This is a genomic window from Corynebacterium heidelbergense, from assembly GCF_028609845.1.
In the GTDB taxonomy this organism is placed as follows: Bacteria; Actinomycetota; Actinomycetes; order Mycobacteriales; family Mycobacteriaceae; genus Corynebacterium; species Corynebacterium heidelbergense.
Window position 1 is genome coordinate 1,068,082 of sequence record NZ_CP063191.1, and the last position, 25,300, is coordinate 1,093,381.

22 protein-coding genes are annotated in these 25,300 nt (G+C 65.8%); 2 read left to right on the forward strand and 20 right to left on the reverse strand.

Annotated features, from left to right (window positions below):
* Positions 1-25: 25 nt before the first annotated feature.
* The 5 genes from CHEID_RS04705 to CHEID_RS04725 all read right to left on the reverse strand — a co-directional run bounded on the left by CHEID_RS04705 (position 26) and on the right by CHEID_RS04725 (position 6,601).
* A complete protein-coding gene (locus tag CHEID_RS04705) occupies positions 26-1,726 on the reverse strand; it encodes an ABC transporter family substrate-binding protein (protein ID WP_112770357.1) in 1,701 nt (566 codons plus the stop codon).
* 159 nt (positions 1,727-1,885) lie between these two features.
* Positions 1,886-3,787: a dipeptide ABC transporter ATP-binding protein gene (locus CHEID_RS04710; protein ID WP_112770311.1), complete on the reverse strand. Its 1,902-nt coding sequence runs from the start codon at positions 3,785-3,787 to the stop codon at positions 1,886-1,888.
* Positions 3,787-4,758, reverse strand: coding sequence for an ABC transporter permease (locus CHEID_RS04715; protein WP_112770312.1), 972 nt, complete (start codon positions 4,756-4,758; stop codon positions 3,787-3,789). Before CHEID_RS04715 ends, CHEID_RS04710 begins: the two co-directional genes overlap by 1 nt.
* Position 4,759: 1 nt before the next feature.
* Complete coding sequence (locus CHEID_RS04720) at positions 4,760-5,743, reverse strand: ABC transporter permease (RefSeq protein ID WP_112770313.1); 984 nt, start codon at positions 5,741-5,743, stop codon at positions 4,760-4,762.
* 492 nt (positions 5,744-6,235) lie between these two features.
* Positions 6,236-6,601, reverse strand: a complete 366-nt coding sequence (locus tag CHEID_RS04725; RefSeq protein WP_238599370.1) for an ArsR/SmtB family transcription factor — start codon at positions 6,599-6,601, stop codon at positions 6,236-6,238.
* Positions 6,602-6,767: 166 nt separating this feature from the next.
* Between CHEID_RS04725 and arsB the strand changes: the two genes are divergently transcribed.
* Entirely contained in the window at positions 6,768-8,300 is a 1,533-nt protein-coding gene (gene arsB / locus CHEID_RS04730; RefSeq protein ID WP_112769910.1) for an ACR3 family arsenite efflux transporter, read from the forward strand.
* Here the strand turns inward: arsB and CHEID_RS04735 are convergent.
* The 4 genes from CHEID_RS04735 to CHEID_RS04750 form a co-directional block, all read right to left on the reverse strand.
* Positions 8,297-9,667 (reverse strand): DUF2254 domain-containing protein, encoded by a 1,371-nt coding sequence (locus tag CHEID_RS04735; RefSeq protein WP_112769909.1) that lies wholly within the window; start codon positions 9,665-9,667, stop codon positions 8,297-8,299. The genes arsB and CHEID_RS04735 overlap by 4 nt on opposite strands.
* Positions 9,668-9,698: 31 nt before the next feature.
* Positions 9,699-10,640 (reverse strand): polysaccharide deacetylase family protein, encoded by a 942-nt coding sequence (locus CHEID_RS04740; RefSeq protein ID WP_146743878.1) that lies wholly within the window; start codon positions 10,638-10,640, stop codon positions 9,699-9,701.
* Between the two features lie 12 nt (positions 10,641-10,652).
* Positions 10,653-12,068 (reverse strand): magnesium transporter, encoded by a 1,416-nt coding sequence (gene mgtE / locus CHEID_RS04745; RefSeq protein WP_112769907.1) that lies wholly within the window; start codon positions 12,066-12,068, stop codon positions 10,653-10,655.
* A 151-nt stretch (positions 12,069-12,219) separates the two neighbouring features.
* On the reverse strand, positions 12,220-12,918 hold the full coding sequence (locus CHEID_RS04750) for a YceI family protein (RefSeq protein WP_112769905.1): 699 nt from the start codon (positions 12,916-12,918) through the stop codon (positions 12,220-12,222).
* Positions 12,919-13,082: 164 nt separating this feature from the next.
* Between CHEID_RS04750 and CHEID_RS04755 the strand changes: the two genes are divergently transcribed.
* On the forward strand, positions 13,083-13,466 hold the full coding sequence (locus CHEID_RS04755; protein WP_112769904.1) for an RNA polymerase-binding protein RbpA: 384 nt from the start codon (positions 13,083-13,085) through the stop codon (positions 13,464-13,466).
* On the opposite strand, the gene CHEID_RS04760 is transcribed toward CHEID_RS04755, so the two are convergent.
* The 11 genes from CHEID_RS04760 to CHEID_RS04810 form a co-directional block, all read right to left on the reverse strand.
* A complete protein-coding gene (locus CHEID_RS04760) occupies positions 13,463-14,263 on the reverse strand; it encodes a polyprenol monophosphomannose synthase (protein ID WP_112769903.1) in 801 nt (266 codons plus the stop codon). The two genes, CHEID_RS04755 and CHEID_RS04760, sit on opposite strands and share 4 nt — an antisense overlap.
* Positions 14,250-15,932: an apolipoprotein N-acyltransferase gene (gene lnt / locus CHEID_RS04765; protein WP_273661392.1), complete on the reverse strand. Its 1,683-nt coding sequence runs from the start codon at positions 15,930-15,932 to the stop codon at positions 14,250-14,252. Before lnt ends, CHEID_RS04760 begins: the two co-directional genes overlap by 14 nt.
* Positions 15,929-16,375, reverse strand: coding sequence for an FxsA family protein (locus tag CHEID_RS04770; protein ID WP_112769902.1), 447 nt, complete (start codon positions 16,373-16,375; stop codon positions 15,929-15,931). The genes lnt and CHEID_RS04770 overlap by 4 nt, the downstream gene beginning before the upstream one ends.
* Positions 16,376-16,457: 82 nt before the next feature.
* Positions 16,458-17,222, reverse strand: a complete 765-nt coding sequence (locus CHEID_RS04775) for an SDR family NAD(P)-dependent oxidoreductase (RefSeq protein WP_112769901.1) — start codon at positions 17,220-17,222, stop codon at positions 16,458-16,460.
* Complete coding sequence (locus tag CHEID_RS04780) at positions 17,215-19,935, reverse strand: DEAD/DEAH box helicase (protein ID WP_273661396.1); 2,721 nt, start codon at positions 19,933-19,935, stop codon at positions 17,215-17,217. The genes CHEID_RS04775 and CHEID_RS04780 overlap by 8 nt, the downstream gene beginning before the upstream one ends.
* Before the next feature lie 31 nt (positions 19,936-19,966).
* Complete coding sequence (gene tatC / locus CHEID_RS04785; protein ID WP_420536384.1) at positions 19,967-21,013, reverse strand: twin-arginine translocase subunit TatC; 1,047 nt, start codon at positions 21,011-21,013, stop codon at positions 19,967-19,969.
* 46 nt (positions 21,014-21,059) lie between these two features.
* Positions 21,060-21,371 (reverse strand): Sec-independent protein translocase subunit TatA, encoded by a 312-nt coding sequence (gene tatA / locus CHEID_RS04790; RefSeq protein ID WP_112770107.1) that lies wholly within the window; start codon positions 21,369-21,371, stop codon positions 21,060-21,062.
* Between the two features lie 42 nt (positions 21,372-21,413).
* Positions 21,414-22,481: a WYL domain-containing protein gene (locus CHEID_RS04795; protein ID WP_181645956.1), complete on the reverse strand. Its 1,068-nt coding sequence runs from the start codon at positions 22,479-22,481 to the stop codon at positions 21,414-21,416.
* A 2-nt stretch (positions 22,482-22,483) separates the two neighbouring features.
* Positions 22,484-23,545 carry a helix-turn-helix transcriptional regulator gene (locus CHEID_RS04800; RefSeq protein ID WP_112770106.1) on the reverse strand — a complete coding sequence of 354 codons (1,062 nt, stop codon included), beginning with the start codon at positions 23,543-23,545 and terminating at the stop codon, positions 22,484-22,486.
* Between the two features lie 42 nt (positions 23,546-23,587).
* Positions 23,588-24,997, reverse strand: a complete 1,410-nt coding sequence (gene pafA / locus CHEID_RS04805) for a Pup--protein ligase (protein WP_112770109.1) — start codon at positions 24,995-24,997, stop codon at positions 23,588-23,590.
* 29 nt (positions 24,998-25,026) lie between these two features.
* Positions 25,027-25,224 carry a ubiquitin-like protein Pup gene (locus CHEID_RS04810; RefSeq protein ID WP_112770105.1) on the reverse strand — a complete coding sequence of 66 codons (198 nt, stop codon included), beginning with the start codon at positions 25,222-25,224 and terminating at the stop codon, positions 25,027-25,029.
* Positions 25,225-25,300: the final 76 nt, after the last annotated feature.

Genomic DNA, 25,300 nt, shown 5'->3' on the forward strand with positions numbered 1-25,300 from the left:
GGGCGACGTAAGGGTCAGCCAGTCGCTACTTCTGCCAACCGATGTCCTCGATCGGAACGACGGTGAAGCCGGCCGCCCCGGAGTTAGCTAGAGCGGGCTTCGTGGCCATGATGGTGGGGCCGTTGAAGGTGGGCATGAGCCCGTAGGCGCGCAGCGCTTCGCGCTCGGCTTCGTTGGCCTTCTTGATCTGCTCTTCCGGGTTGCCGATCTTGCTGATCTCCGCGGCCTTGCGGTCCATCTCCGCCGTGTCCGTACCGGAGAGGTTCAGCCCGCCATTTGTGCCGTAGAGCTGGGCAAAGTAGGCGACGCCGAAGGGATCGCCCAGATTGAAGCCCATGGGGAAGATGTCGAAATCCCGCTGCTTCGTGATCTTGGAGAAGTCGCTGGTGGGCCGCTGGTCGATCTGCATGTCCACCCCGATATCCCGCATCATCTTCTGTGTGGCGGAGGCTTCTGCCTTGAGCTGGGGATCGTCGCCCTGTAGCACGTAGCGGGGGGCTAGCTTTTGGCCGTCCTTCTCCCGGATGCCGTCCGGGCCCGGCTTCCAGCCTGCCTTATCCAGGGTCTCTTTCGCCTTGCCCTGGTCGTAGGACATGACGGCCCCGAAGTTGTCCTCGTAGCCCTTCTGGTTTTGGAGCAGCAGGAAGGACCCGGGCAGTTTCTCCGAGTAATCCAGCCCGTTGAAGCGGATCTTGGCAAGTTGCGAGCGGTCGATCCCCTGCATGATGCCCTCCCGGACAGCGGGATCCTTGAGCAGGGGGGACTTGGCGTTGAGCGTGATGAGGAAGTTGGAGGGGCGCAGGGCCGTGCGGATGTCCGCCTTATCCTCGCCCATGCCCCGGGCGGTTGCCAGGCGGTCCTTCGTGGCCACGCCGACCGCGTCAATCTCGCCGGCCTGGAAGGCGTTCATGCTGGCTTGATCCTCTAGCTGGCGGTAGGTCACCTTGTCCAGCTTGGCTTGGTCTCCCCACCACTTCTCGTTGCGCACAAAAGTGGCCCGGCCGCCATTGAAGTCCACGTTCTCCACCTTGAAGGGGCCCGCGCCCCACCCTGGGTGCACCTGCTTGAGGTAGGCGTTGTTGAAGGTCTCGGCATCCTTGACCTGCGGCGGCACGAGGGTGTCGAACAGGCTCTTCCACCAGGGGAATTCCTGCTTGTAGGTGACCACGGCCTGCTTGTCGTTGGCACCCGGCTTCACCGACTCGATGAGGATGTACCCGTCGGTGGAGGAGACCTTGTAGTCCGGGTTGGACCCGTTGTTGGCCTTCCAGGTGTTTTCGAAGGCGCGCCAATCGATCGGGGTTCCGTCGTTGTACTGGGCTTTGTCGTTGATGGTGTAGGTTACGACAGTCTTGCCATCCTTGTCCTCCGACTTAACGTCCGTGAGGTAGTCCGGATTCGGCTTGTAGTCCTCATTCTCGAACAGGCTCATCTGGGGGTTGTACATCCGCCACAGTTGCCGGGTGTACAGGTTGCCGTCGGCGTGGAAGATGTTCTGCTGCTCCGCGATCTCCTCGAGGGCGAGGTTCAGGTCGCCCCCGTCCTTGATCTCATCCCGGGACTTGGGGTTGATGTCGGAGGCCGCCACCGACTTGGCGTCGATGGCATCGCCCTTGCCGGAGTCGCCGCCGCAGGCAGTGAGGCTGAGAAGTGCAGCGGCCGTGAGGGCCACGGCGCTGCGGGAGCGCCAGCGGCGGGCGTGCGGGGAAGTGGATGGGATCTTCATGGGAATGTACCTCCTGAAAGAGGGGGGGGAGAGGAAGGATGAGGTGGGGAAACGGGGAAAGAGGGAGGGAGAACGAGTGGGGCAGCGACTCGCCAGGACGAATGCCGCCGCCGACCACCCCTGAGGTCGGCGGTGCCCGTCCCTCGGTCGCGGGCGAGATCACGCGTCCTCCTGCACGGTGAGCCCGCGCCGTTGGCGCTCGATGGTGGGATCCGGGATGGGGATGGCTTCCAGGAGCTTCTTGGTATAGGGGTGCTGCGGGTTGTCGAAGATGTCGGACACGGTTCCCTGCTCCACGAAATCCCCGTGGTACATCACGGCTACCCGGTCGGAGAGGTGCCGGATGACAGCGAGGTCGTGTGCGACAAAGAGGTAGGACAAGCCCAGGCGGCGCTTGAGGTCCTTGAGAAGGTTCAGCACACCCGCCTGAATGGAGACGTCCAGGGCGGAGACCGGCTCATCCAGCACGATGAGTTTCGGATTGGTCGCCAGGGCCCGGGCTAGCCCAATGCGCTGGCGTTGCCCCCCGGAGAACTGCCCGGGGAAGCGGTCCACGTGGTCCGCGTTGAGGCCGACGAGGTCCATGAGCTCGCGAACGCGGTCGTCCACGTTGCCGTCATAGCCCAGGGAGTGCAGGGGCTCGGCGATGATTTCGCGAATCGTTAGCCGGGGGTCCAGGGAGCTCATGGGATCTTGAAACACGATCTGAATGTCCCGGCGGGCGTGCAGTCGCTGGCGGGCGGTCATGCCCGCGGTGTCTCGGCCGGCGAGGACGATCTTGGCCTCACCGGTGGGTTGCAGGTCCATGACCTCCAGCAGGGTGGTGGTTTTCCCGGAACCGGATTCCCCGACGATGGCCATGCATTCCCCGGCGTGGATATCGAAGGACACGTCCTTCACGGCCTCCACCACACCCACTTTGCGCTTGAGTAGGGCGCCCTTGAGCAGCGGGAATTCCTTCGATAGGTGGCTTACTTCCAGGATCTGTTCCCGCTCGGACCGGGGTACATCTGCGTACATATCCGGGCTCAGCTCGGGCACCGGGAACAATTCCTTGCCGTCGATGTGGCCACCGTTGATCTGACCGGAACGGATGCACGCGGCGCTGTGTTCGCCGTCTGCAATCTTCACCAGCTTGGGTTCGGAGTTGTGGCATTCCTCCACCGCGATGGGGCAGCGTGGGGCAAAAGCGCAGGCGTCGGGGAGGTCCATGAGGGCCGGCGGGGAACCGACGATGGGGGTTAGGGCCCTCGCCGCGGGCCGGTCGACTCGGGGCGTGGATCCCAGCAAACCCACGGTGTAGGGCATGCGTGGGTTCTGAAAGAGCTCGTGGACCTCCGCGTTCTCCACGGGGCGCCCGGCGTACATAACCATGACGTCGTCCGCAGTTCCGGCAATCACCCCCATGTCGTGGGTGATCATGATGGTCGCCGCGGCCGTTTCGCGCTGCGCGAGGCGGATGACGTCCAAAACCTGTGCCTGGACCGTGACATCCAGCGCGGTGGTGGGTTCGTCCGCAATGAGGACGCGGGGATTATTGGCAATCGCGATGGCAATGACGGCGCGCTGGCGCATGCCCCCGGAAAACTCGTGGGGAAAGGACTTCACGCGCTTGTCCGGTTGGGGGATTCCGACGAGGTCCAGCAGCTCCACGGCTTGTTTCCAGGCGGCGGCCTTGGTGACGTTCTGGTGGCAGCGGATGGCCTCCACGAGCTGATCGCCGATGGAGAACACCGGGGTAAGGGCGCTCAAGGGGTCCTGGAAAATCATCCCGATGCCGTTGCCGCGGATGGCGGACATTTGGGCGTCGCTTTTTCCGATGAGCTCTTCTTCGCCGAAACGGACGGATCCCGTGACCTTCGCGTATTGGGGCAGCAGCCCCATGATGGCCATGGACGTCACCGATTTTCCGGATCCCGATTCACCGACGATTCCCAGGGTGCGGCCGGGGTAGAGATCGAAATCGACGCCCCTGACCGCGCGCACGGTGCCGGCTTCCGAAGGAAAGGAAACGTTGAGATCGCGAACAGAGAGGACTGGGGTGTTCTTCGAAACAGACATCAGGCGCGGCCTCCTGCAGAGGAGTTCGGGTCGAGGGCGTCGCGGACACCGTCAGAGATAAAGGCGATAGAGATCGTGAGCAGCGTGAGGGTTAACGCGGGGAACCAGAACTGCCACGGGGCCGCCTTTGTGGATCCCGCACCAACGGCCAGGAGGGTGCCCAGGCTCACGTCGGGCAGCTTCACACCGAGCCCAAGGAAGGATAGGGCTGTCTCGTTAGTGATGGTGGCGACAATGCCAAGGGTGAACTGAATGATGAGGAGGGAGCCGATATTGGGGATGATGTGCCGAATAATGGTGCGGAATTTGCTGACACCCATGTATCGAGCTGCGCGAACGTAGTCGTTTTCCCGCACGGACATGGACATGGACCAGATGACGCGGGCTGTCATCATCCAGCCGAAGAGGATGAGCACCAAAGTCAGCATCCGCCAGTCCCCACCCGAGTCGGCCACAATGAGCGCGATGAGTAGGAAGGAGGGGATGGCTAGGAGGAAGTGGATGAGCCCGAGGATGACGCTTTCCACGCGTCCCCCGTAGAGGGCTGCCCCGGCACCGAGCAGGGCCGAGATGATGGTGGTGCCGATGGCTACGGTAACGGCGATCATGAGGGACCGGCCGAGCCCGTGGGTGGTCTGGGCGAACAGATCGTTGCCGCCGTCGGTCGTGCCAAACCAGTGCTCTGGGGAGGGCGGCGCGGACAGGCTGAGGAAGTCTGGTTCGTCATAACCCCACTGGGACAGGGCGGGGCCGATGATGGCGAGGAGAACGAGAACCGCGAAGAGGACGCTGCCGAGCAGGGCGAGCTTGTTGCGCCGGAATCGGCGGGCGTACAGGGCGAATTTGGAGCGGCTGCGTTTCGGGGTGGTGCCAAGGGCCTTGCCGGTCTCTATGGCGGTTTCCGGAGCAGAGGTGCCCTGGACGGCGGCGTCCAGGCGGGTGGCGTCCGAAAGATTCTGTGGGATGCTCATGCTAATTCACCCGCACTCGGGGATCGAGGATGACGATGAGGATGTCGGCGAGGATCGCAGACAGGCCGGTCATGAGAGCACCGAAGGCGCCCACGGCCACGGCGCCGTGCACATCGTTTTTGGAAATCGTTTGGACGAAATATTGCCCCATACCGTTCCACCCGAAAATCTGTTCCGTCATCACGGCGCCGGTGAAAATTCCCGGAATGGAGAAGGCGACGCTGGTGGCGATGGGGATCACGGAGGTGCGCAGGGCGTGTTTGCGGATGGCCTGGGGGCGGGTAAGGCCCTTTGCCCTGGCGGTACGCACGTAGTCTGCGCCGAGGTTGTCCAGCAGCAGGCTGCGTTGGGTCATGTGATAACCCGCGTAGGAGATCACCACGAGGGCAATGGTGGGCAACAGCAGGTGCTGCAGAAGGTCGACGAGATGGGGAAAGAACCCGTGCACATCAGGGTTGGCGGATCCGGTGACGTAAAAGATGCGCTTGCCGGTGGTGTCGTTGATCATGCGCCCGAAGAAAACCACCGCAATGGAAACGACAACGACGTGGAGGTTGAGCGCGACGATGGATATGCCCTGAAAGACTCGGTCACCCAGCTGATATTGGCGGGAGGCCGTGTACACGCCAATAGCGACGCCAAGAACGATGGAGATGATGGTTGCCAGGAGTAACAGCTCTGCGGAAACCCAGATGCGGTAGGACACCTGACTGTTGACGCTGTCGCCAACGGGGGAGGTTCCCCAATCCCAGTGCAGGAGAATGCCGGTGAACCAGTGCCACCAGCGCTCCCATAGCGGGGTGGAAGTACTGAGGTTGAGCGGGGTAAGAATCCGGTCGATTTGTTCTTCCGACAGCGGTGGACGCCGTCCGAGGTAGTTCGAGCTGGGATCGAGGAAGGTCGAGGCTATCAGGTAGGTGAGATTGGTAGCCAGGAAAATAACGATCAGCCACGAAAGTGACTTCCGGAGGACGTATCTGAGCATGCGTTGGCGAGAACTTTCAACTGGCCCGACGCGAAAGGTCCGGAGGGCTTTCCGGGGAATCATTCGCGGCAGTCCACTGTGGTGTGCGGTCCGAAACGAATGCGTCTGCGCCGAGCATGTGGGCAGCGTTGGTTAGCTCAGTCTATAACCTGGCAAAAGCCTGGAGTATCAATCGAATGAAAGATTTGTTTCCGCTGTGTTGCGTGAATGTGGATTGGCCGACTGTGCCGGGTTTGGAGAAGGTGAGAATGGGTCGCCGGTAGGAATCGCGCGGGCCGAGTCGCGGTGGTTTTTCTCACGGCGGGGGTATGGCGTGGGGGTGAAGGATGGGGGTTCGGGCAATGGGTGCGGGGAGGGGATGAGGCGAGCAGGCTGGCAAGGTGGCCCCGAAGTGGGCGGGCCCCGTACCGGGGAAGAGTCCCGTAACGCCAAAGTGTCATAATGTATATTATCGGCGTTTTGCCGATAGGGATCCGTGGCCTGGTAACGGCCTTAGCCTAGCTCCAGGGCCTGCCGCAGTGCCTGGAACGCCTGTGGATTCACGGCATACATAATGTTGCGCCCCGAGCGCTCTCGGCGCAGGAGCCCGGCCTCCGCCAACACCTTGAGGTGATGACTCACCGTTGGCTGAGCAACGCCTAGTATCCCCACCGCGTCACACGCGCGCACCGGGCGGCAGCCCTCTGCGGCGATAAAGGAGACCAACCGCAGCCTCGTGGGATCTGACAGCGTGTGAAACAACCCCGCAAGCTGCTTGGCCTCTGCAGGCTCGAAGGGCCCCTTGGCTAACTCACAGCAACGCACGTCGCCCGAGTATGCACTGCCCGGGCTCGCGGCGGCTGTCTTAGAGTCAGTCAAGTTGGCCGTGCGCTGTATGATGGCGCCCCTTTCGCGTTGGGGGTAAGAACCCGTTTCCTCGGCCGCAGCAGTTGCTCGAATCGGCCGAGGATTGATTCCCATCAATATAAGGCGTACCTTCGGTGTCAAGCAATATATAGATCAAGGGCTATATCGATAGGTTAGTATGCACACGTCCTCTGCCACTCCGCCGACCCCAGCGCCCACACCAGCGCGCACCCTGTCCTTCCTGGACCGCTGGCTGCCCCTGTGGATCATCGCGGCCATGGCCCTCGGCCTCGCCCTGGGCCGCCTGACCCCCGCCGTTCCCCGTGCCCTGCTCTCCCTGGAATACGCGGGTATCTCCCTGCCCATCGCCGTGGGACTGCTCGTCATGATGTACCCGCCCCTGGCCAAGGTCCGTTATGACAAAACGCGGGCAATCCTCGCAGACAAATCCCTCATGGTCCTCTCCGTCCTCCTTAACTGGGTCTTGGGGCCGCTGCTCATGTTCACCCTGGCTTGGCTGTTCCTGCCCGGCCAGCCGGAGCTGCGCACCGGGTTGATCATCGTCGGACTGGCCCGGTGTATCGCCATGGTGCTCATCTGGAACGACCTGGCCTGCGGTGATCACGAGGCCGCCGCGGTCCTCGTCGCCGTGAATTCGGTGTTCCAAATCCTGGTCTTCGGTCTGCTTGGATGGTTCTACCTGCAGATTTTCCCGGCTTGGCTGGGTCTGGAGACCACATCTGCCACCTTCTCTTTCTGGGCCATCGTCGCGTCCGTCCTCGTCTTCCTCGGGGTGCCTTTGGTCGCGGGAGCGGCGTCCCGAATAATCGGCGAGCGCCGACGGGGACGGCAATGGTACGAGCAAACCTTCCTGCCCCGCATCTCCCCCCTCGCTCTCATCGGCCTGCTGTTCACCATCGTGCTGCTGTTCAGCATCCAGGGCGATCGGATCCTCGACCAGCCGCTCACCGTGGCCACGGTGGCCTTGCCCCTCGTCGCCTACTTCGGCCTCATGTTCGCCCTCGCGCTGCTGGCGGCAAAGATGGCCCACATGAGCTATGCAACGGCCACGACCGTCGCGTTCACGGCCGCCGGCAACAACTTCGAGCTGGCCATTGCCGTCGCAGTCGGTACCTTCGGGGCCACCTCCGCCCAAGCGCTGGCCGGCACCATTGGGCCGCTCATCGAGGTGCCCGTCCTCGTCGCACTCGTTTTCCTCATGCGCTGGCTCGGCCCCCGGATGTTCCCGTCCGCCCCGGCAGCCCCAGCAGCAACCCGCCCGCTCCTCGTGTTCATCTGCGTGCGCAACGCCGGAAAATCGCAGATGGCCGCCGCGCTGGCCAAGAAGATAGCGGGCGATCGCGCCGATATTTACTCCGCCGGAACCCACCCGCGCGGCACTCTCAATTCGGAATCCGTCGCCGCTGTCGCCGAGGTGGGCGCCACCATGGACGGGGCCCCGAAGCCCATAGACCCCGCACTGCTGCGAAGGGCCACGCGCATCATCGTCATCGGGCGAAAAGCCCAGTCACCTGACCTGGACTCCGACAACCCCGAGCCGACGCCACCCGTTGAACGGTGGGACACCATCGAGCCCAGCGAGCAGGGAATCGAGGGCATAGAACGCATGCGCCTCATCCGGGACGACATCGACCGGCGGGTCCGCGCCCTCCTGGAAAGCCTCGGCATTCCCACCGCCCCCACCACCTAAAGGTCGCTGCTGCCCGGCTCGCTCTCCCCCGCCTTCGCATCGCGGCGCTCCACGCGCTGGCGCACCCGGTGTAGGTGTTCCTGGTACTCGGGGGCAGCCACGCTGAGCAGGTCGTCCACCATCGTTTTCATCCGTCGCGGGACTTGAATGGTGCCCGCACCCCACCAGGAGATCTCGTCGGTCGCCAACTCGAGGACCTGGTGGACCGTCTGCGGTCGAAAGACCAAGCGTACGTGCCCGCGTGCATCGCTGACCTGCCCCTGCGGGGTTCGGCGCTGGACCAGGGGGCGCAGCAGCCCGTGGAGCGCGTCCAGGCATTGCACCGCCGTTGTGGGATCGTTAATACCCGGGGATAGCGCCCGCTCCGCGATGTCCACGATCTGGCGCACCCCAAACATCACGTCCTGGCGCATCGACCGCTCCTGTGCGCACGTCAGGCAGCCCAGCATGTCCTCGGCCGCCTGGCGCAGCGGCGTTTCCTGGCTCCCGGCCGGTACTGCCGTTCCCGGGGCGGAGGGCCCCGGCACCCGTTCATCCGGTATGCCGTAGATGGCCAACACCGCCCTGCCCCTCGGCACATAGGCCCCGACCTGCGGCAAGAGGTTGACGGTGAGATTGTTTTCGGACGCCACCTCTACCAAGCGCCGGTAGTCCACATCCGTGAGGCGGCCCCCGCGTTTGCGCCAGCGAACCTCCCACGGCTCATCCCCGGGTGGTGGGGTCCACTGCCCCGCTTCTCCCCCATCCTCCTCGGGCTGCAAACCCGCGGGGATCATCCGTTCCCCGGTGGCGACCGTCTTCGCGCGGATCTCTTCTACGACGTTCGCGATGCGGATGGAGGAGATGATGTGGTCGATGAAGGCTAGGAAGAACCCCACGCTGGCAATGACCAGCAGGAAGCAAAAAGTGGTGGCGACCTGGGGGACGAAGGCGGATTCCGCGGTGGCCTGATCCCGGATGGAGCGCAGCACCGTGAGGGAGTACATGAAGGTACCGGTGAACACCCCCAGGGTGGCCTGCGTGATTCTGCTCCCGAGGAAGCCGCCGAGGACCCGCTGGGAGAACTGGCTACTCGCCAACTGCACAAGCACCATCGTGATGGAGAAGACCAATCCCGTCACGGAGATCATCGCGGAGGTAATGGTGGACAACACCGTGCGGGCTCCGTCGGGGCCGCCGTGGAAGACAACGGGCACCCAGTCCGAGGCCAGGGAGTCCACCTGCGGCAACACGATGCCGAGTAGGACGGACACCGCCACGCAGGCCATGGGCAGCATCCAGAAGGGATCCCACAGCCGGATGTACCAGGCCCTCGGCCGGGCGGTGGGCACCCACGACATGGCCCCGTGGGCCGGTGAATGGCTCATGGGCCCCAAGTGTGGCACACCCGGCCTGGCGCTAGCCCAGTTTGGCGAAGGAGGTCTTGCGGTCCAGCAGCTCCGGCAGGGCGCGGCGTAGGCCCGCAGCGGTTCCCGAGCCCGGGTGATTCATGTGGGCGATGCAGATGTCTCCGGCATCGGCGCCCAGCAGGGCGCGCCGGACGTCCGCGGCGCTGGCCGTGGCTCCGCTATCGACGTTCGTCCCGAAACCCGCCACGCGGTGGCCCAGCGCCCGGCAGATGCTTACAGCCACATCGTCGTAATGGGCGGTCCCGGAGCGGAACCAGGAGATGTTGTGGTTGAAGGCCTCCCGGAGACTGCGTTCGTTGCCGCGGATCTCCTCTACGGCCGCGTCGAAGTTTGCGATGCCCTCGATGCCGTAGGCGGACCGGCCGTTAACGCTGAGGGGGCGGTGGGAGGTGCCATGGTTTTCCACCTGGAACAGCGGATCGGCGATGAGCTTGCGGGTGAACTCCGGGTTAGCTGTCACCCAGCGGCTGTTGAGAAACAGCGTGGCTGGTACTGCGTGCTCGCGCAGGACATCGATGAGTTCCGCGTCGTAATCGCTGCCGGAGGGCCCGCCGCAGGCATCACGGGTAAGGTACAGGGTTGCGGCGGGCCGACCCGAGTCCAGCCGTCGGGTAACGTCGGCCAGCGCCGTCCCCCACTGGGTCGGTTGTTGCTGGCGCAGGGGGGCCAGCGTGCGTTGGATCTCCGCCTCGGCATCCGGCTGAGGCGAACCGGAGGGCGCATCCGGTGCGGACGAACCGGACGACGGTGGGCCCGGCTGCGCCGTGGTCGTGGCTGTCGGGGTGCCCCGCCCCTCCCCCTGCGTGCTGCAGCCCTGGAGCACGGCGCTTCCGCCGACGAGTCCCGCCGCGCCCAGCACTCCCAGCCCCAGCAGCTCCCGGCGGCTGAGCCGCCGATCCACCGGGGTGCCCCCTTGCCTCGTGTGGGCCACGGCAGTCGATCCCTATCCCGCCCCGCTAACCGCGGCGATCTGCTGGGCCATGATCGTATTGGCCACAGTGAAGTAGATGATGAGGCCGGTAGCGTCCACCAGGGTCGCGACCACGGGCGTCGAAAAGACGGCCGGATCAACCCCGATCTTCTTGGCTACGAGCGGCAACACGCCGCCGACAATACAGGCCCAAGAGCAGATGCAGATGACCGTTGTGGCCACCGTGACGGCCACCCGCGGTTCGTACAAAAAGCCCAGGATGGGGATGATCATGCTGGCGAGGAAAACGCCCAGCATGAAGCCCACCCGCACCTCGCGCCAGACGATGCGCAGCAGGTCTGCCGGGCGAACCTCGTTCACGGCAAGCGCGCGGATGACTGCCGCGGCCGCCTGGGAACCTGCGTTGCCGCCGGTGCCGATGATCATGGGCACGAAGGTGGCCAGCACCACGACGGCCTCTAGGGTGTCCTGGAACACGTGCATGACGTTGATCGTCAGGAAGGCCGCGAGGATCAGCACGGCCAGCCACACCCCGCGCTTCCTGGCCAGCGTCACCACCGTCGCGGAGAGGTACGGCTCCCCCAGCGGCTCGGCACCGGAAGCGCGGTAGGTATCCTCCGTCACCTCGCGTTCGAGGACCTCCATCGCGTCGTCCACGGTGATCACGCCGAGCAGTCGCTGTTCCGCATCGACCACGGGTAGGGCCAGCAGGTCCGCCTCCTGGATGAGGCGCGCGGCCGTCTCCTGGTCCTCCGCCGCCCGGATCTCGTGGTGCTCGAGGTGCAGGAGGTCCTCCACCTTCGTCCCCGAGGCGCAGCCAATGAGGTCGGAGAGGTTGACCATGCCGATGAGCACCCGATCGTCGGTGGTCACGGGCACGACCGCAATTGCGTTGCGGCGGTGGGAGGAACGACCCGACACGCCCCATCGCTGCTGCAGCTTGTCCAGGGCAGCATCCCGGTCCAGGTCCGGGCTCAGCACGGTGGGGGTGGGCACCATGAGGCGGCCGGCGGACTCCGCAGGGTAACCGAGCAGGGCGGACGTTGCGCGGCGCTGCTGCGGGGTCAGTCCGTCCAACATGCGGGCGGCGACCTTGGCGGGCATCTCGTGCAGCAGGCGGGCCTGGTCGTCGGCCGCCATGCGCCGGAAGATGTCCGCGACGTGGTCATCGCGCAGGGAATCGAGCAGCTCCGCCTGGTGGGAGGGGTCCAGGAACTCGAAGACCTGGAGGGCTCGGTTCTTATCCAGCAGCCGGAAAGCCACGGCCTGCGTCTCCGGGTCCAGCCAGCCGACTTCCTCGGCGATCTCCACGGAGGATCGGGCACCGAGCCATAGGCTCGCGGCATCTAACCGGTCGTGCTCGATGAGTTCCCGGAGGTCCTGATCGGCGAACTCGGCTACCTCTTGGTGTCCTGGTGCGTACTCCACAGCTGAAAGACTGTCAGAACCAGGAAGACTCCACAAACGGCAGCAAACAGAATCCTGACACCGTGCGGATCGGAAAGTAACCAACCGATGAAAACGACGAGGACAACCAACCGCATCCAGCGGGAAGCCTCTACGAGCTGGGGGTCCATGGTTACTGCTTCTTCTCCATCACCAGCAGGAGATCCACGGTGCCGTTCTCGGCGATTTTGGACGCCACGAACTGCGGCGAATTGATGCCATAATCCTTACGGGCGAAGGGGACCTTGCCTTCAATGATGACGTGCTTGCCCGTGCGCAGGACCTTCAGCGTGGTGGTCACGGAGTTAGTCTTGCCGCGAAGGGTGAGGTCCCCGGTCACGCTAATCTCCCCGGGCTTGCCGTCGCTGGGTAGGGAGGAGATATCCACCGGCTTGGTGAGCGTGAACTTGGCGTGGGGGTATTCCTTGGTGTTGAGAATGTGGTTGCGCACGTTGATGTCCCGCTTCTCCACATCGGAGGTGATGCCGTCCACGAGGACGTCCACGCTGCCTTCCTTGACCACATTGTTCTCCACCGTGAGACCGCCGGTGATGTTGGTGTTCTTCTCGTTATCCGCCCGGCCGGAGGTGGATTTGCGCTGGCCCGGGAGGACCTCGTCGAAGGTGTAGCCAGCCTGGGTGCGGTTGGTGCCCGCGCCCTTGACGATTTCCCAGGTGCCGTTCATGTCCGTGGAGGCGGGCTCCCCGCCGGAGGAGATAGAGGCAGTCTGCAGTCCGCGGTCCGAGAAGAACTGGAATGCAAGGGGGCCCAGAGTGGTCATTGCCAGGGCGATAACGGCGATGATCCCCAGGGTGATGATTCCTTTGCGCATGGTTCTTAGCCTAGCGGGTGGTAGGCAGAAGACCTATCCGCTCGAAGGGGAACAAACGCCCGCCCGCAGGCGTTAAGCGTGGGGGTACACAACACCACATCGGCGTGCACTAAAGTGTCCACGCGGAGCACAGACCGTTTGATGAAAGGCACGGTGTTTTTAGCATGGCAGATCGGGTTCTACGCGGAAGCCGGATGGGCGCTGTCTCTTACGAGACGGATCGGGACCACGACTTGGCCCCCCGCCGCACCGTGAAGTATCAGACCGAATCGGGGGAAGTGTTCGACGTCCCCTTCGCCGACGATGCCGAAATCCCCAACGAGTGGATGTGCAAGAACGGCCAGTTGGGCACCCTCATGGAGGGTGACGGCCAGGAGTCCAAGCCGGTCAAGCCCCCCCGGACTCACTGGGACATGCTCTGCGAGCGCCGCACGATGGAGGAGCTGGACGTCCTCCTGGATGAGCGCATCGAGATTCTGCGCAAGCGCCGCCGCAACGCGGTGAAGCTCATGAAGGAGCAGGAAAAGGCCAAGGAGAAGAAGAGTTAGCGCTGGTAAACGGCGCGCTTGACCATCTCCACCCCAAGGTTGCCGAACTCCTTGACCAGGGTGGAGACCTGGGTCACCCGGTGGGTGGCCCCCCACTTCGTTACCTGCAGCATCGCCTCGGAGACGATGTTGCCGCTCATCTTGGACTCCCCGATCTCGCGCTCGGTGAAGGTGATGGGGACCTCTCGCACATCGAAGCCCTCGTGGACTGCGCGCCAGGCTAGGTCCACCTGGAAGACGTAGCCTGCGGAATCGACCGTATCCAGGTGAATTGCCTCCAGGACCTCCCGGCGGTAGGCCCGGTAGCCGCCGGTGATATCGGATAACCCGGCGCCCAGTGCGAGCGCCACGTAGATGTTGCCCCCGCGGCTGAGCAACTGTCGGCTGGTCGGCCAGTTCACGGTCTTGCCGCCCTTGACGTAGCGCGAGCCGATAACGAGATCCGCTCCGGCGTCCACGCGGTCCAGCAGCAGGTGCAACTGCTCCGGGGCGTGGGAGCCATCCGCATCCATTTCGCACAGGACATCGTACCCGCGGTCGAGCCCCCAGTGGAACCCGGCGATGTAGGCGCCGCCGAGGCCACCCTTGCCCTCTCGGTGGAGGACCTGGATGCGCTCGTCCTTGGCGGCGAGCTGATCGGCCACCTCCCCGGTACCATCCGGGCTGGAATCGTCCACAACCAGAACGTGGACCCGCTGTGGCTCGGCATCCAGAAGGCGCTTGACGATGAGCGGAAGGTTCTCCCGCTCGTTGAACGTCGGGATGATGACCAGGGTGTGGTCACTAATTTTTGCCATGTGATCGGCCTTCCTGCCTTCTCGTTGATCTAGTGCCTGAAGTTTCCTTGCGCGGCCCGTTGCGGCGGCGCGCCAAAGTATATAGCGCCGCGATCGCCACGGCGACCCCTCCCAGGGTAGCCAACGCGGCTTCCACCCCCGGTCCGACACGGGCTGAGATTGTCCGAGTATCCCGCAGCCCCACCTCCCCCTGCAATACGGCCGGGGTGAAGATCTGCGATCGGCTCTCCACTGAGCCGTCCGGCCGGACGAGGGCGGACACCCCGGAGGTGGCCGGGACAACGACGGCGCGGTCGTATTCGATGGCCCGCATCCGGCTCATGGCCAACTGCTGATAGGTCATGTCCGTGAAGCCAAAGGTCGCGTTGTTTGTGGGACTCACCAGCACCTGCGCACCGGAGCGCACCGCATCGCGAAAGGCCCCATCGAAAGCCACCTCATAACACGTGGCTACACCCAAAGCCACCGGTCGCCCCTGCCGCGTTGGCACGTGGATGACCCCATTGCCGGTACCCGGCACGAAGGAACCTGCTCGGTCTACGTAGGAGCTCACATGCCGCAGCAACCCGCGCAGCGGCATGTACTCCCCAAAGGGCTGGAGGAAGCGCTTTTCGTGGCGCTCCCCCGGCCCCAGCCGATCCCCCTGCGGCACCCAGGCCACCATGACATTGTGATCCACGCTCGTACCCGGGTCCCCCGGCACCGGGTCGGAAGAAACGGTGCCCAGCACGATGGGAGCGCCCACCGCGCGGACCGCCCATTCGATCTCCGCCCGCGCATCGCTGTTGCTAAAGGGGCTGATGTCCGAGGCATTCTCCGGCCACAGGACCACATCCGGCGGCGGGGCGGTGCCCGCAGCGACCTGTCGGCCCAGCGCACCGGTCTCGTGCACGTGGTTGTCCAGCACCGCGCGGCGCTGCGAGTTGAAATCCAGACCCAGCCGGGGGACATTGCCCTGTACTGCGGCCACGCGCAGGTGATTGGCGTCCCCACCATAATCTGCCGCAGGCCGCACGACCGCCGCATGATAACCGACCGCCGCCAGGGACAGGACCACTGCGGCTCCGGCGCTGACCAACCGCGGCCGCACATGCCCCCGCGCACCATCCCAGGCCGGCCGCAGGGCCCACCCCACGGCCAGGCCGATGAACACAACCGCCCACGTGACCACAGCCGGGCCACCCAACCGAATAAGCCCGGCCATGGGCCCACCGACCTGGCCCCAGGCCAGCCTCCCCCACCCAAACCCGCCGAACGGCCAGCGCGAGCGAACCCATTCCACGGCGACGAACCACGCCGGCACTGTCACGAAGAGCCCACCGCGCCGCCCAGCGGCCCATCCCAGCAACACCTTCAGGCCCAGGCCGAAGGCCAGGGAGTACATCGACTGCACCACCGCCAAGGCAATCCACGCCGACGCGCCGACGAACTCCCCCACCCACGGCAGCAGCAGCGCGTAGAGCGTCAGGCCCGACAGCCACGACAGCACCGCCGCGCGCCGCCGGGTCACCGTCGCAAAGAACAGCGCCATGCCCACCGGCGCGGCCCACCACAACCCCGTCGGCTGATAGGAGGCATACACCAACACCCCCGAGAACACGGCAGCTACGGCGCGCCCGAAAAACCGCAGCGCGCCGGGGAGCCGACGGCCGGAAGCGGCAGCGATCACGGCAGGTCGCGGTGATCGATCACATCACCCCAGCCTTTGATATCCCGGGTGCCCGGCGCCCCATAGCGGGAAGCCGTGATGAAGGAGGATCCACCCATCTTGATGATGAACCGCTCCGCCGCGCCCTTGAGCACCTTGCGCAGCAGCGCACGGGTGGGCGGCAGCAGCATGAGGATGCCCAGGAAGGTCGCGACCAGCCCCGGCAGGGCCACGAGGAAAGCACCAAAGGCCGTGAAGGCCATGTCCGCGGTCAACTTGCCGGGGTTTTCCGTCTGATTCTGGGCCCGGCGGGCCAGCGCCCGCATCTGCCAGGCCGCGAGGGCCACGCCGAGGACGAACAGGACGAACAGCACCAGCAGGGCCCAGCCGAAGCCGATGAGCAGGCCCAGCAGAACGAAGGCGATGATCTCCACCAGGAGGTAGGCGGCCGAAAACAAGGTCATGTGGGGAGGCTCTTTCTCTTGCGTGCCGACGCCGCTTACCCGAGCGCCGGATCAACGTCCCCTAGATTACCGCCCCCGCTTCTTATCGCGGTGCCCGCCGCCACAGCCAGCGCGGAACGAGCGGGAGGATCCTGGCGAGCACACCCAACTTGCGCGGGATCCACACATCCGTGGCATCCGAGCTGATCGCCGCGACCGTGGCCCGCGCGACGGTCTCCGGGGTGGACGACATGGGTGCCGGGGACATGCCCTCCGTCATGCGCCCGATGACGAAGCCCGGGCGGACGACGAGCAGGCGCAGACCTGTGGGGGCCAGCGCGTCCTGCATTCCCTGGCAGAAGCCGTCCAGCCCGGCCTTGGCGGAGCCGTAGACGTAGTTCGGCCGACGCACGCGAGCCCCGGCGATGGAGGAGAAGGCCACGATGGTGCCCCGGTCTCTCGGCTCCATGGCGCGGGCCAGCTCTGTGAGCAAAACGGCCTGGGCGGTGAAGTCCGTGTGGAGGACACGGTAGACCTCCTCGCCATCGCGCTCCGCGGCGGCCTGATCGCCGAGTACCCCGAACATCGCCAGGGCGATATCGATGGGGCCGCCCGTCTGGATCTGTGCGATGAGGTCGCGCTGGGCGGCGGTGTCCGTGGCCTCGAAGAAAACCACCTCCACATCATCGGCGCCCGCAGAGCGGAGCTCGGCGGCGGTGGTCTGAAGCGCCTCCACCCGCCGGCCGGCCAGGACCATGGTGTTCCCCGGGGCCAGCAAGCGGGCGACGTGCTCGCCAATCTCGCTGGTCGCCCCGAAAACGGCGATGCGCTGGCCCCGTGGGGTCCGCAACTGTTCTGGCTTAGGCATCGATTGCCACTACTCCTCGCTTCATGGCCGCGACCGCCTTGCGGGCCGCCGCGCGCACCTCATCGGAATAACCCGTTTGCTTGATCTGGTCCAGCAGATCCATGACCCGCCGACACCAGCGCACGAAGTCCCCGGGGGTGAGCTGAGCCCCGGAGGCCTCCGCCGCCTGCAAGCAGTATTCCAGGGGTGCCCCGGCGGTCCACTGGTGGGCGGCGGTGGCAAAGGACAAAACCGGCTCCCTGGTCTCAGTCAACCGGTGGCGCTCCTCATCCCGGCGCAACTCCTCGTGGATGCGCAGGGTCTGGTTGATGGCCTCCTCCAACGCGTCCGTCGGCGGGTGCAGCTCTCCCCCAGTCTCGCGGCGGTTCTCGAAGACGCACGTGCTGACCACTCCCGCGAGCTCCGCGGGGTCCAACCCATCCCACACGCCCCGGCGCAGACACTGAGCGACGAGGAGATCGGACTCGTGGTGGACCCGGGCCAGCCGCTCGCCCTCCATGGTGACCTCCGCCGTGGGGTCCCCGGAGGGGGACGTGCCCATCTGCACATAGTCCAGCTCGGCCAGCAGCGCCAGAATGCGGTCGAACGTGCCCACCAGGGTGTGCCCCGTGTCCGCGGACTCCCGCTGGTGGAACTCCAGCCGACGTTCGGCCTTGAGGTACAACTCCCCCGCCCGGCACAGTTCCTCCCGCCGCGGCCAGGAATGCACCGGGTGGGCCTGGACTACCGAGCGCAACTCCCCGGAGGCTGAGGAGCCGCCGCGCGCCCGGGGCTTGAGCTTGGCCGGCTTGTCCACGTGCATCCGCCGCAGGTTCGCGGCAACCGGGCGGGCTTGGCGCTTCGGGTTGCGCTCCACCCCCCGGTGCAGGCGCATGTGCCCGACCACCACCGGCGTGTTGCCGAACATGTCCGGGGCCACTCGCTCCGCCCAGCCGTCCTCGGTGATGATCGTGGGGCGTGGGTTGCGCGGATCCCCGTCCGCTCGCGCGACAACTGCGGTCATGGGGTTTCGTCCCGTGGGCAGGGCGATGATGTCCCCCACCGCAAGCGAGCGCAACAGGGCGGCGACCTCCACCTGCCGGTCCTCCAGGGCCTCCCGCTTGGCCCGGCGCTCCTCGTGGGCCAACTTCCGTCGCAGCCCCGCGTACTCCACCACCGCCTGAAAATCCTCCGTGCTGCCCTGAACCAACTGCTCCAGGGCCCGGCGCTGCTCGCGCAGGTCGAGTCGGCGCTTCTGGGTCAGTTCTGCCCGCTCCACGACCGCGCCGTTGGACTGATATTGGGCGAAGGACCTCTCCAGCAGGCGGTGGGATTGCTCCAGTCCCTTTGTGGCGATGAGGTTCACCGCCATGTTGTAGCCCGGCCGGAAGGTCGAATCCAGCGGATAGGTCCGGGTAGAGGCGAGATCCGCGACCGCGTGGATATCGATGCCGTGGCTCCACAGCACCACCGCGTTGCCCACCACGTCAATACCCCGCCGCCCCGCGCGGCCTGTGAGCTGGGTGTATTGCCCCGGCGTGAGATCCACGTGGGCTTCGCCGTTGAACTTCACCAGCTTCTCCAGCACCACGGATCTAGCGGGCATGTTAATCCCTAGCGCCAGGGTCTCTGTGGCGAAGCACACCTTGAGCAACCCCCGGCTGAACAGTTGCTCTACGATGTGCCGAAAAGCTGGCAGCATCCCGGCGTGGTGCGCAGCGAATCCCCGCGATAGGGCCCGTCGAAAGTGGCTGAAACCTAGCACCTCGAGGTCCTGTTGGCTGAGCGCGCCGACCCCGGCGTCCACAATGGAGCAAATCTCCTCCCGCTCCGCTTCGGTGACCAGATCCACCCGATCCACCAATAGCTGGCGTACGGCGGTATCGCAGCCCACCCGGGAGAAGATGAAGTAGATCGCCGGCAGCATGCCCGCCTCCAGCATGTTCCCCACCACCTCGGTGCGCTTGGGCCCCTTGCGGCGACCCAGCTCCTCGGCCCGCTGCGCGGCCAACAACACCTGGCGGTTTACCGCGCCCACGTGCTGATCGGCCGGGTTCTGCGCCGCCTTGGAGAACATCGGCAAAATGCGGGACCCCACCATAACGAACTGGCGCAGCGGCACGGGGCGGCGCTCCGTGATGACGACGTCCGTATCGCCCCGCACGGTGCGCAACCATCCCCCGAACTCCTCCACATTGCTCACGGTGGCGGATAGGGAAACCAGGATCACCCGCGGATCCAGGTTGAGGATGGCCTCCTCCCACACTGGGCCGCGGGAGGGATCGGCGAGGAAGTGCACCTCGTCCATGACCACGTGAGTGAGGGTGCGCAGCCGCTCGGAGTCCGCGTAGATCATGTTGCGCAGCACCTCCGTGGTCATGACCACGATCGGCGCATCCCCGTTGATCGTCACATCCCCCGTGAGCAGGCCGACGTTGAGCTGGCCGTAGCGCTCCACGAGGTCCCGGTACTTCTGGTTGCTCAGGGCCTTGATGGGGGTGGTGTAGAAGCAGGTGCCGCCGCTGTAGAAGGCCGCGTGCACCGCGAACTCCCCGACAACGGTCTTGCCTGCACCCGTGGGGGCACCGACCAAGACACCGCGGCCAGCGGAGATGGCGGCGGCTGCGGTGAGCTGGAACTCGTCGAGGGGGAAGGGATATCCGGCGCGGAAGGCCTCCACTTCCGGGGGGTAGGCGGCGCTATCGGGGACGCTGGGTGCGGGGTGGGACCTCATAACCCTTGCGACTCTACGCGGGCCCGCCCGGCTAGAGCACGTCCTCGAAGAAGGAGTCGCTGGAGCTGAGGTCGCCGAGGCCCTCGCGGCGGCCCAGGGGCTCCTGGCGGGGACGCGCGGAGCTCACGCTCGTGGGGGCGGGGGTCGGCTCTGGGGTAGGTGCCGGTTCCGGGGTGGGTGCGGCGACCGGGGCGGCGGATTCGATGGAGGTCGCGGTTTCGTCCTGCGCATCCAGCCACCCCGGGCGCTGCCGCTTGCGGCGCCGGTCGTTGAACCGGGCGATCTGCGTGGCGATTTCCATCATGAAGCACAGCGCCAGGGCCAGGCAGACCATAGAGACTGGGTCCTGCCCCGGGGTCGCGAAGGCGGCGAAGATGAACAGGACGACGATGATGTAGCGCCGCTTCTCCTTGAGCTGCTGGTAGCTGATCACGCCCGCGAGGTTGAGCAGAACGGTGAGCAGCGGCACCTCGAAGCTGACCCCAAAGATGACGAGCAGGCCGATCGCGAAGCTGAAGTACCGCTCGCCGTTGAGCGCGGCGATCTGGGCCTCGTCGCCGATGGACATGAGGAACTCCAGGCCCTGGGAGAGCACGAAGTACGCGAGAACGGCGCCGAGGACGAACAGGGCCCCCGCGGCGCCGCCCACCCCCAGGGTCCAGCGCTTCTCGTTCTTCTTCAGCCCCGGCGTGATGTAACCCCAGATTTGCCCGAGCCACACCGGGGAGGAGAAGACGAGGCCCGCGAGACCGCCGACCTTCAACCGGAGTACGAACATCTCAAAGGGGCCGGTGGCCAGCAGCCGACAGTCCCCCGTGCTGGAGCCAAACCGCGATTCCGGGGGCAGGGAGCAGTAGGGGGCCTTGAGGATATCCCCCAGGCTGGGAATGGGCCCAACCCGGGTGCCGTACCACAGGTAGCCGACGATGGTGCCGAGGAGGATGGCCGCTAGGGCCACGAGAAGCCGACGGCGCAGCTCCTGGATGTGCTGGACCAGGGTCATCGTGCCGTCGGCGTTTTTGGGGGCGCGATGGGACCGCCGGGTCTTAGCGCGCCGAGTGCTGGGGGTGGAGGCCATGTGCTCTATCGCGTGGGGGAAAAAGGGGCGAGGGCGGGTGGAGGCGCTAGTTCTGCCCGTTGTCGATGCGCGGCTGCTGGGCCTGCGGTTGCGCTTGGGGCTGGGCCTGCTGCTGGGCCTGGAGGCGGTGCATGGACTGCTCCGGGGTCTCCCCGGCGGCGGGCTGCTGGGCGATCTGCGCGGGCTGGGCGGCATCTGCCTGCCCGCGGTTGCCGTCCTGCTTCATCTCATCCATCTCGGATTTGAAGATGCGCATGGAACGCCCGAGGGAACGCGCCGCGTTAGGAAGCCGGGTTGCTCCGAACAACAGGAAGATGACCAGAACAATGAGGGCGATTTCCCACGGTCCGAGGGACATAAGTTTTGCCTTTCCGCTATCTACTTGAGTGCGCGCCCAACTCTACCCCCACGAGCGGGTCTCGTATACCGCTAGCGCCGTGCTGGTGCGCTCGTGAATTCGCGCCGCGACCTCTGCGGAGTGCACCCCGGCGAGCTCCTGGCAGTAGGCCACCACGAACCTGTCCAGCCACTCCCCGGTGTCTGGGATGTAAACGGGTATGTCTCCCTCCTCGTCCGTTTGGATGCTGCCATCTTCCCGATCGTCCTCGTCGACGAACAGCGGGAAGTACTCGAGCATCCAGGCCGCAGTTCGGTGCAGGCTTAGCTCCGCCCAGTTCTCCGTGCTGCCCAGGGCGAAGGGATCGTCCGGATCGACGTCCGGTTCTTGGCGCTCCGGCGCGCTTCCCGGCTCCCCCAGTTGCACCCCTTCCAAGCGGGCGAGGGCGAAGGTGCGGTGGGTTTCAAAGACACGACCGGACGGGTCCACCTCGCGGGCGAAGAGGTAGGTGTTGCCGTCGATCACGCTGAGCAGATCGGGGATGAGAACGCGCTGTCCCACCCGGTCGGAGGACAGGGAGTGATAGATTCCCGTCACGGTCCGGCGTTGGGCGATGGCCTGGCGCAGTGCGGCGATGTTCCTTGCCTGTGCCGGCGGGGTGTCGGTGGTGGGGTTCCGGCGTGTTGTTCTTGGGGACGCCACCTGCCCGGAATCCGCGCTGGTCAGCCCCCGCAGGTGGCGATCCACCTGCTCCCGGGAGTTCTGCAACACCGTGTGGATCTTCCCCATGACGCTGTCGATGCTGGCCTGCTGGGCGGGCTCGGCGATCGCGCGGAGGGATTGCAAACTCAGCAGCAACACGCCCGCCTCCACCGTGGTGAGGATGGGGGCTCCGTCCAAGCCGGCGGTGAACTCCACGCTGGCCCCGGTCTGGCCAATGGCGACTTCCACAAGCGAACCCGGGTAGTGCCCCGGCAGGCCGCACAGGGATAGTTGCCGCAGCTCGTGCCGGATCTGGGCCACGGAGGTGCCCAGATCCGCGGCTGCCTGCATGAGGGTTCCCTCCGGGTGGGCCCGGAACCAGTTGAGCACGCTCCAGGTGTGTAGGAACCGTGCGGTGGTATCGGCCATCCTTAGCTCTCCTCTTCCCCGGTGGGGGCAGTCAGCCGGTGGGCGCGGCGCAACAAAACAAGGACGTCTTCCACCACATCCGCCGGGGCCTCCACGATGGCCGTGGGGGCGTAGGCGGCGGCGGTGCGCACCAGCCATTCCCGGTCGACGGGTTGGGTGTCAATCGTGCACTCCGCGCCCTCGTGGTGGGCGGGGCCCTGCTCGGGGACGGCGATGCGGCGCAGCTCGCCCGCCCCGGGCCCGGTGAAGCGAATGCGGGCGCTCACCCGGACCCGGGCAGTGCGTAGCCCGCGCTCGATGAGTTCTTGATCCGGCAGTTCCGGGGTCCCCGCCCGGGCAAAGGCGGGTAGGACCCGGACGCTGGTCACTCGGCTGAGGCGGAAGGTGCGCTGGGCGCCCCGGTCCACGTCGTAGCCGGTGACATACATGCGCCCGTCGATGGCCCCATAGGCCCACGGCTCCAGTACGCGGGTCTGTTCCTCATCCAGCACGCTGGGCCGATAGGTTAACTCAACCTGGAGCTGGCGATCGAGGGCCCGGAAGATGGCGTCCACGCTTTCCGGGGACAGCTCGGTGCCCTCCGGGACGTTCATCACCGTGGTGTCCCCCGCACTGCGGCGCACCCCCGCCCCGGCGAGCTTGAGATAGGCGGAATCAGCCGCATCCGCGAGCTCCCCCTCGTGGCGCCACCGGGTCGCGGCGGCCAGCACGCTCAACTCGTCCTCGGAGAACTCGATGGCGGGGAGGAAGGCATCCTCGGCGCTGAGGGACCACAGGTGCCCCTCCTCCGGGTCTACGGAGCGGCGACCATCGGAGTGCTCCACGATGTAGATTCCCATGCGTTGGAGCGTGGCTCGGTCCCGGGCCAACTTCTTTCGGCTGCTTTCCGGGTTACCCGCATAACCCTCCACGTGGTCGCGGATCCAGGACAGGGACCTGGGCCCGGGCTCGTTGATCAGTGCGATGACGAGGTTAAACAGGCGGGAGGCCCCCGCCGCCCAGGTGACGGAACCGGGTTCGTTGCGCCCCGCGCGGGGCGATGGGGACTGGCCATGTGCAGCCAATTGGGGGTGATCCTCTCTGCCGAAGATGCTTCTCTAGCCGGTTTAAGCGGTGCCTTCGCTCAACAGGGCAACCATGCGATCCACTGTCTCATTGTGCGCCGCGAAGGGATCGGGCAGCACGACTTCCAAGGGGGATTCCCCGTTAATCTTCATCCGCATCCAATCCACTGTGACTTCCCGGCCTCCCGCTCGCGCCGCCGAGAGGAAGGCGCCCCGCAGCGCCGCCCGCGTCGTCTGTGGGGGCGTACTCCGGGCCATGGCGATGTCCTCTGGGCGCAGCAGGTCAGCGGCCAGGCCCCGCTGCTGCAAGCGGTGGAAGAGGCCGCGCCGGGGGTTGATCTCGTGATACATCAGATCCACCTGGGCCAGTTTGGGGCTTGTGATGCTCAGCCCGTCGCGCGCGGCGAGCCGTTCTATCAGCTTGCGCTTGATCACCCAGTCGATGTGCTGATCTACGGGGGAAAAGTCCTGGGTGTGGAAGCAGTCGACCACCTTGCGCCACAGGTCAACTACCGGCCGCAGTTGCTCCCGGGGAGTGCCCAGCCAGTCGGACGGTCCACGCTCCGGCTCGGGGCGCACAGCCAACCACCGGTCGGCGGCGTCCACAAGAGTTTCCTGGACCTCCAACGCCGTGGTGAAGGCTCCCGAGCGCCGCAACCGCAGCGGGGCCGTACCGGTGATATCCCGGGCGATGTCCCGGATCGAGCGGATCTCGTTGGCCATCTCGAAGTCCGGTAGGGCCACCCCGGCCTCGATCATCTCCAACACCAGGAGGGTGGCCCCGACCTTCAGCGCCGTGGTCACCTCCGACATGTTGGAATCCCCAACGATGATGTGGAGGCGCCGATAGCGCGAGGAGTCCGCGTGCGGTTCGTCCCGCGTATTGATGATCGGCCGGGAGCGGGTCGTTGCGCTAGAAACGCCCTCCCACACGTGATCGGCCCGCTGGCTCATGACGAACCCGGGCCCGAAGTTCTCGTTGGGCGCGCCCGGCTGGGGAACGGACACCTTTCCCGCCCCGCAGATGAGCTGGCGGGTGACCAAGAAGGGCAGCAGTTGAGCGGACAGGGCCCGCAGCGGCATTTCCCGCCCCACAAGGTAATTTTCGTGGCAGCCATAGGAGTTGCCCACGAAGTCCGTGTTGTTCTTGAACACGTGTACCTGGCCCCCGCTGGCCAGCGAGGCCTCTGCGGCCTCCGCAAGGGCCTGGACCTCGGCGTCGCCGGCGCGGTCATAGGTCACGAGCTGATGGAGGCTGTCGCACTCCGCCGTGGCCACCTCCGGATGGGCCCCTACGTCCAGGTACAGGCGAGAACCGTTGGTGGTGTAGATGTTGGAGCTGCGAAACTCCTCCACCACCGGGGCGAAGAGCTGGCGGGCGACTTCGTCTGGGCCGAGGCGGCGGACGGCATCGCGGACGTTGGCTACGCCGTACTCCGTCTCCAGCCCCATGATGCGCCGCACCAGTGGCTCGGCAGCGCTCACTGGCCGCCCTTTTGCACGTAGGAGCGCACGAACTCCTCGGCGTTGTTCTCCAGCAGACCGTCGATCTCGTCCAAGAGGTCATCCGTCCCCTGCACGCCGATCTGCTGGCTGCCGCTGGCCGCCTCTGCGGGCGCGGCCCCCGTGTCCTCCCCCCGATCGCGCCCGCCGTGGGCCTGAGTGAAACCGCCGGTCATGTGGATCATCCTTCCGCCGTCCGAATGGAACTAGGTGCTCCACTCTAGCGCCGACGACCCCAGCTCCCGGGGGACC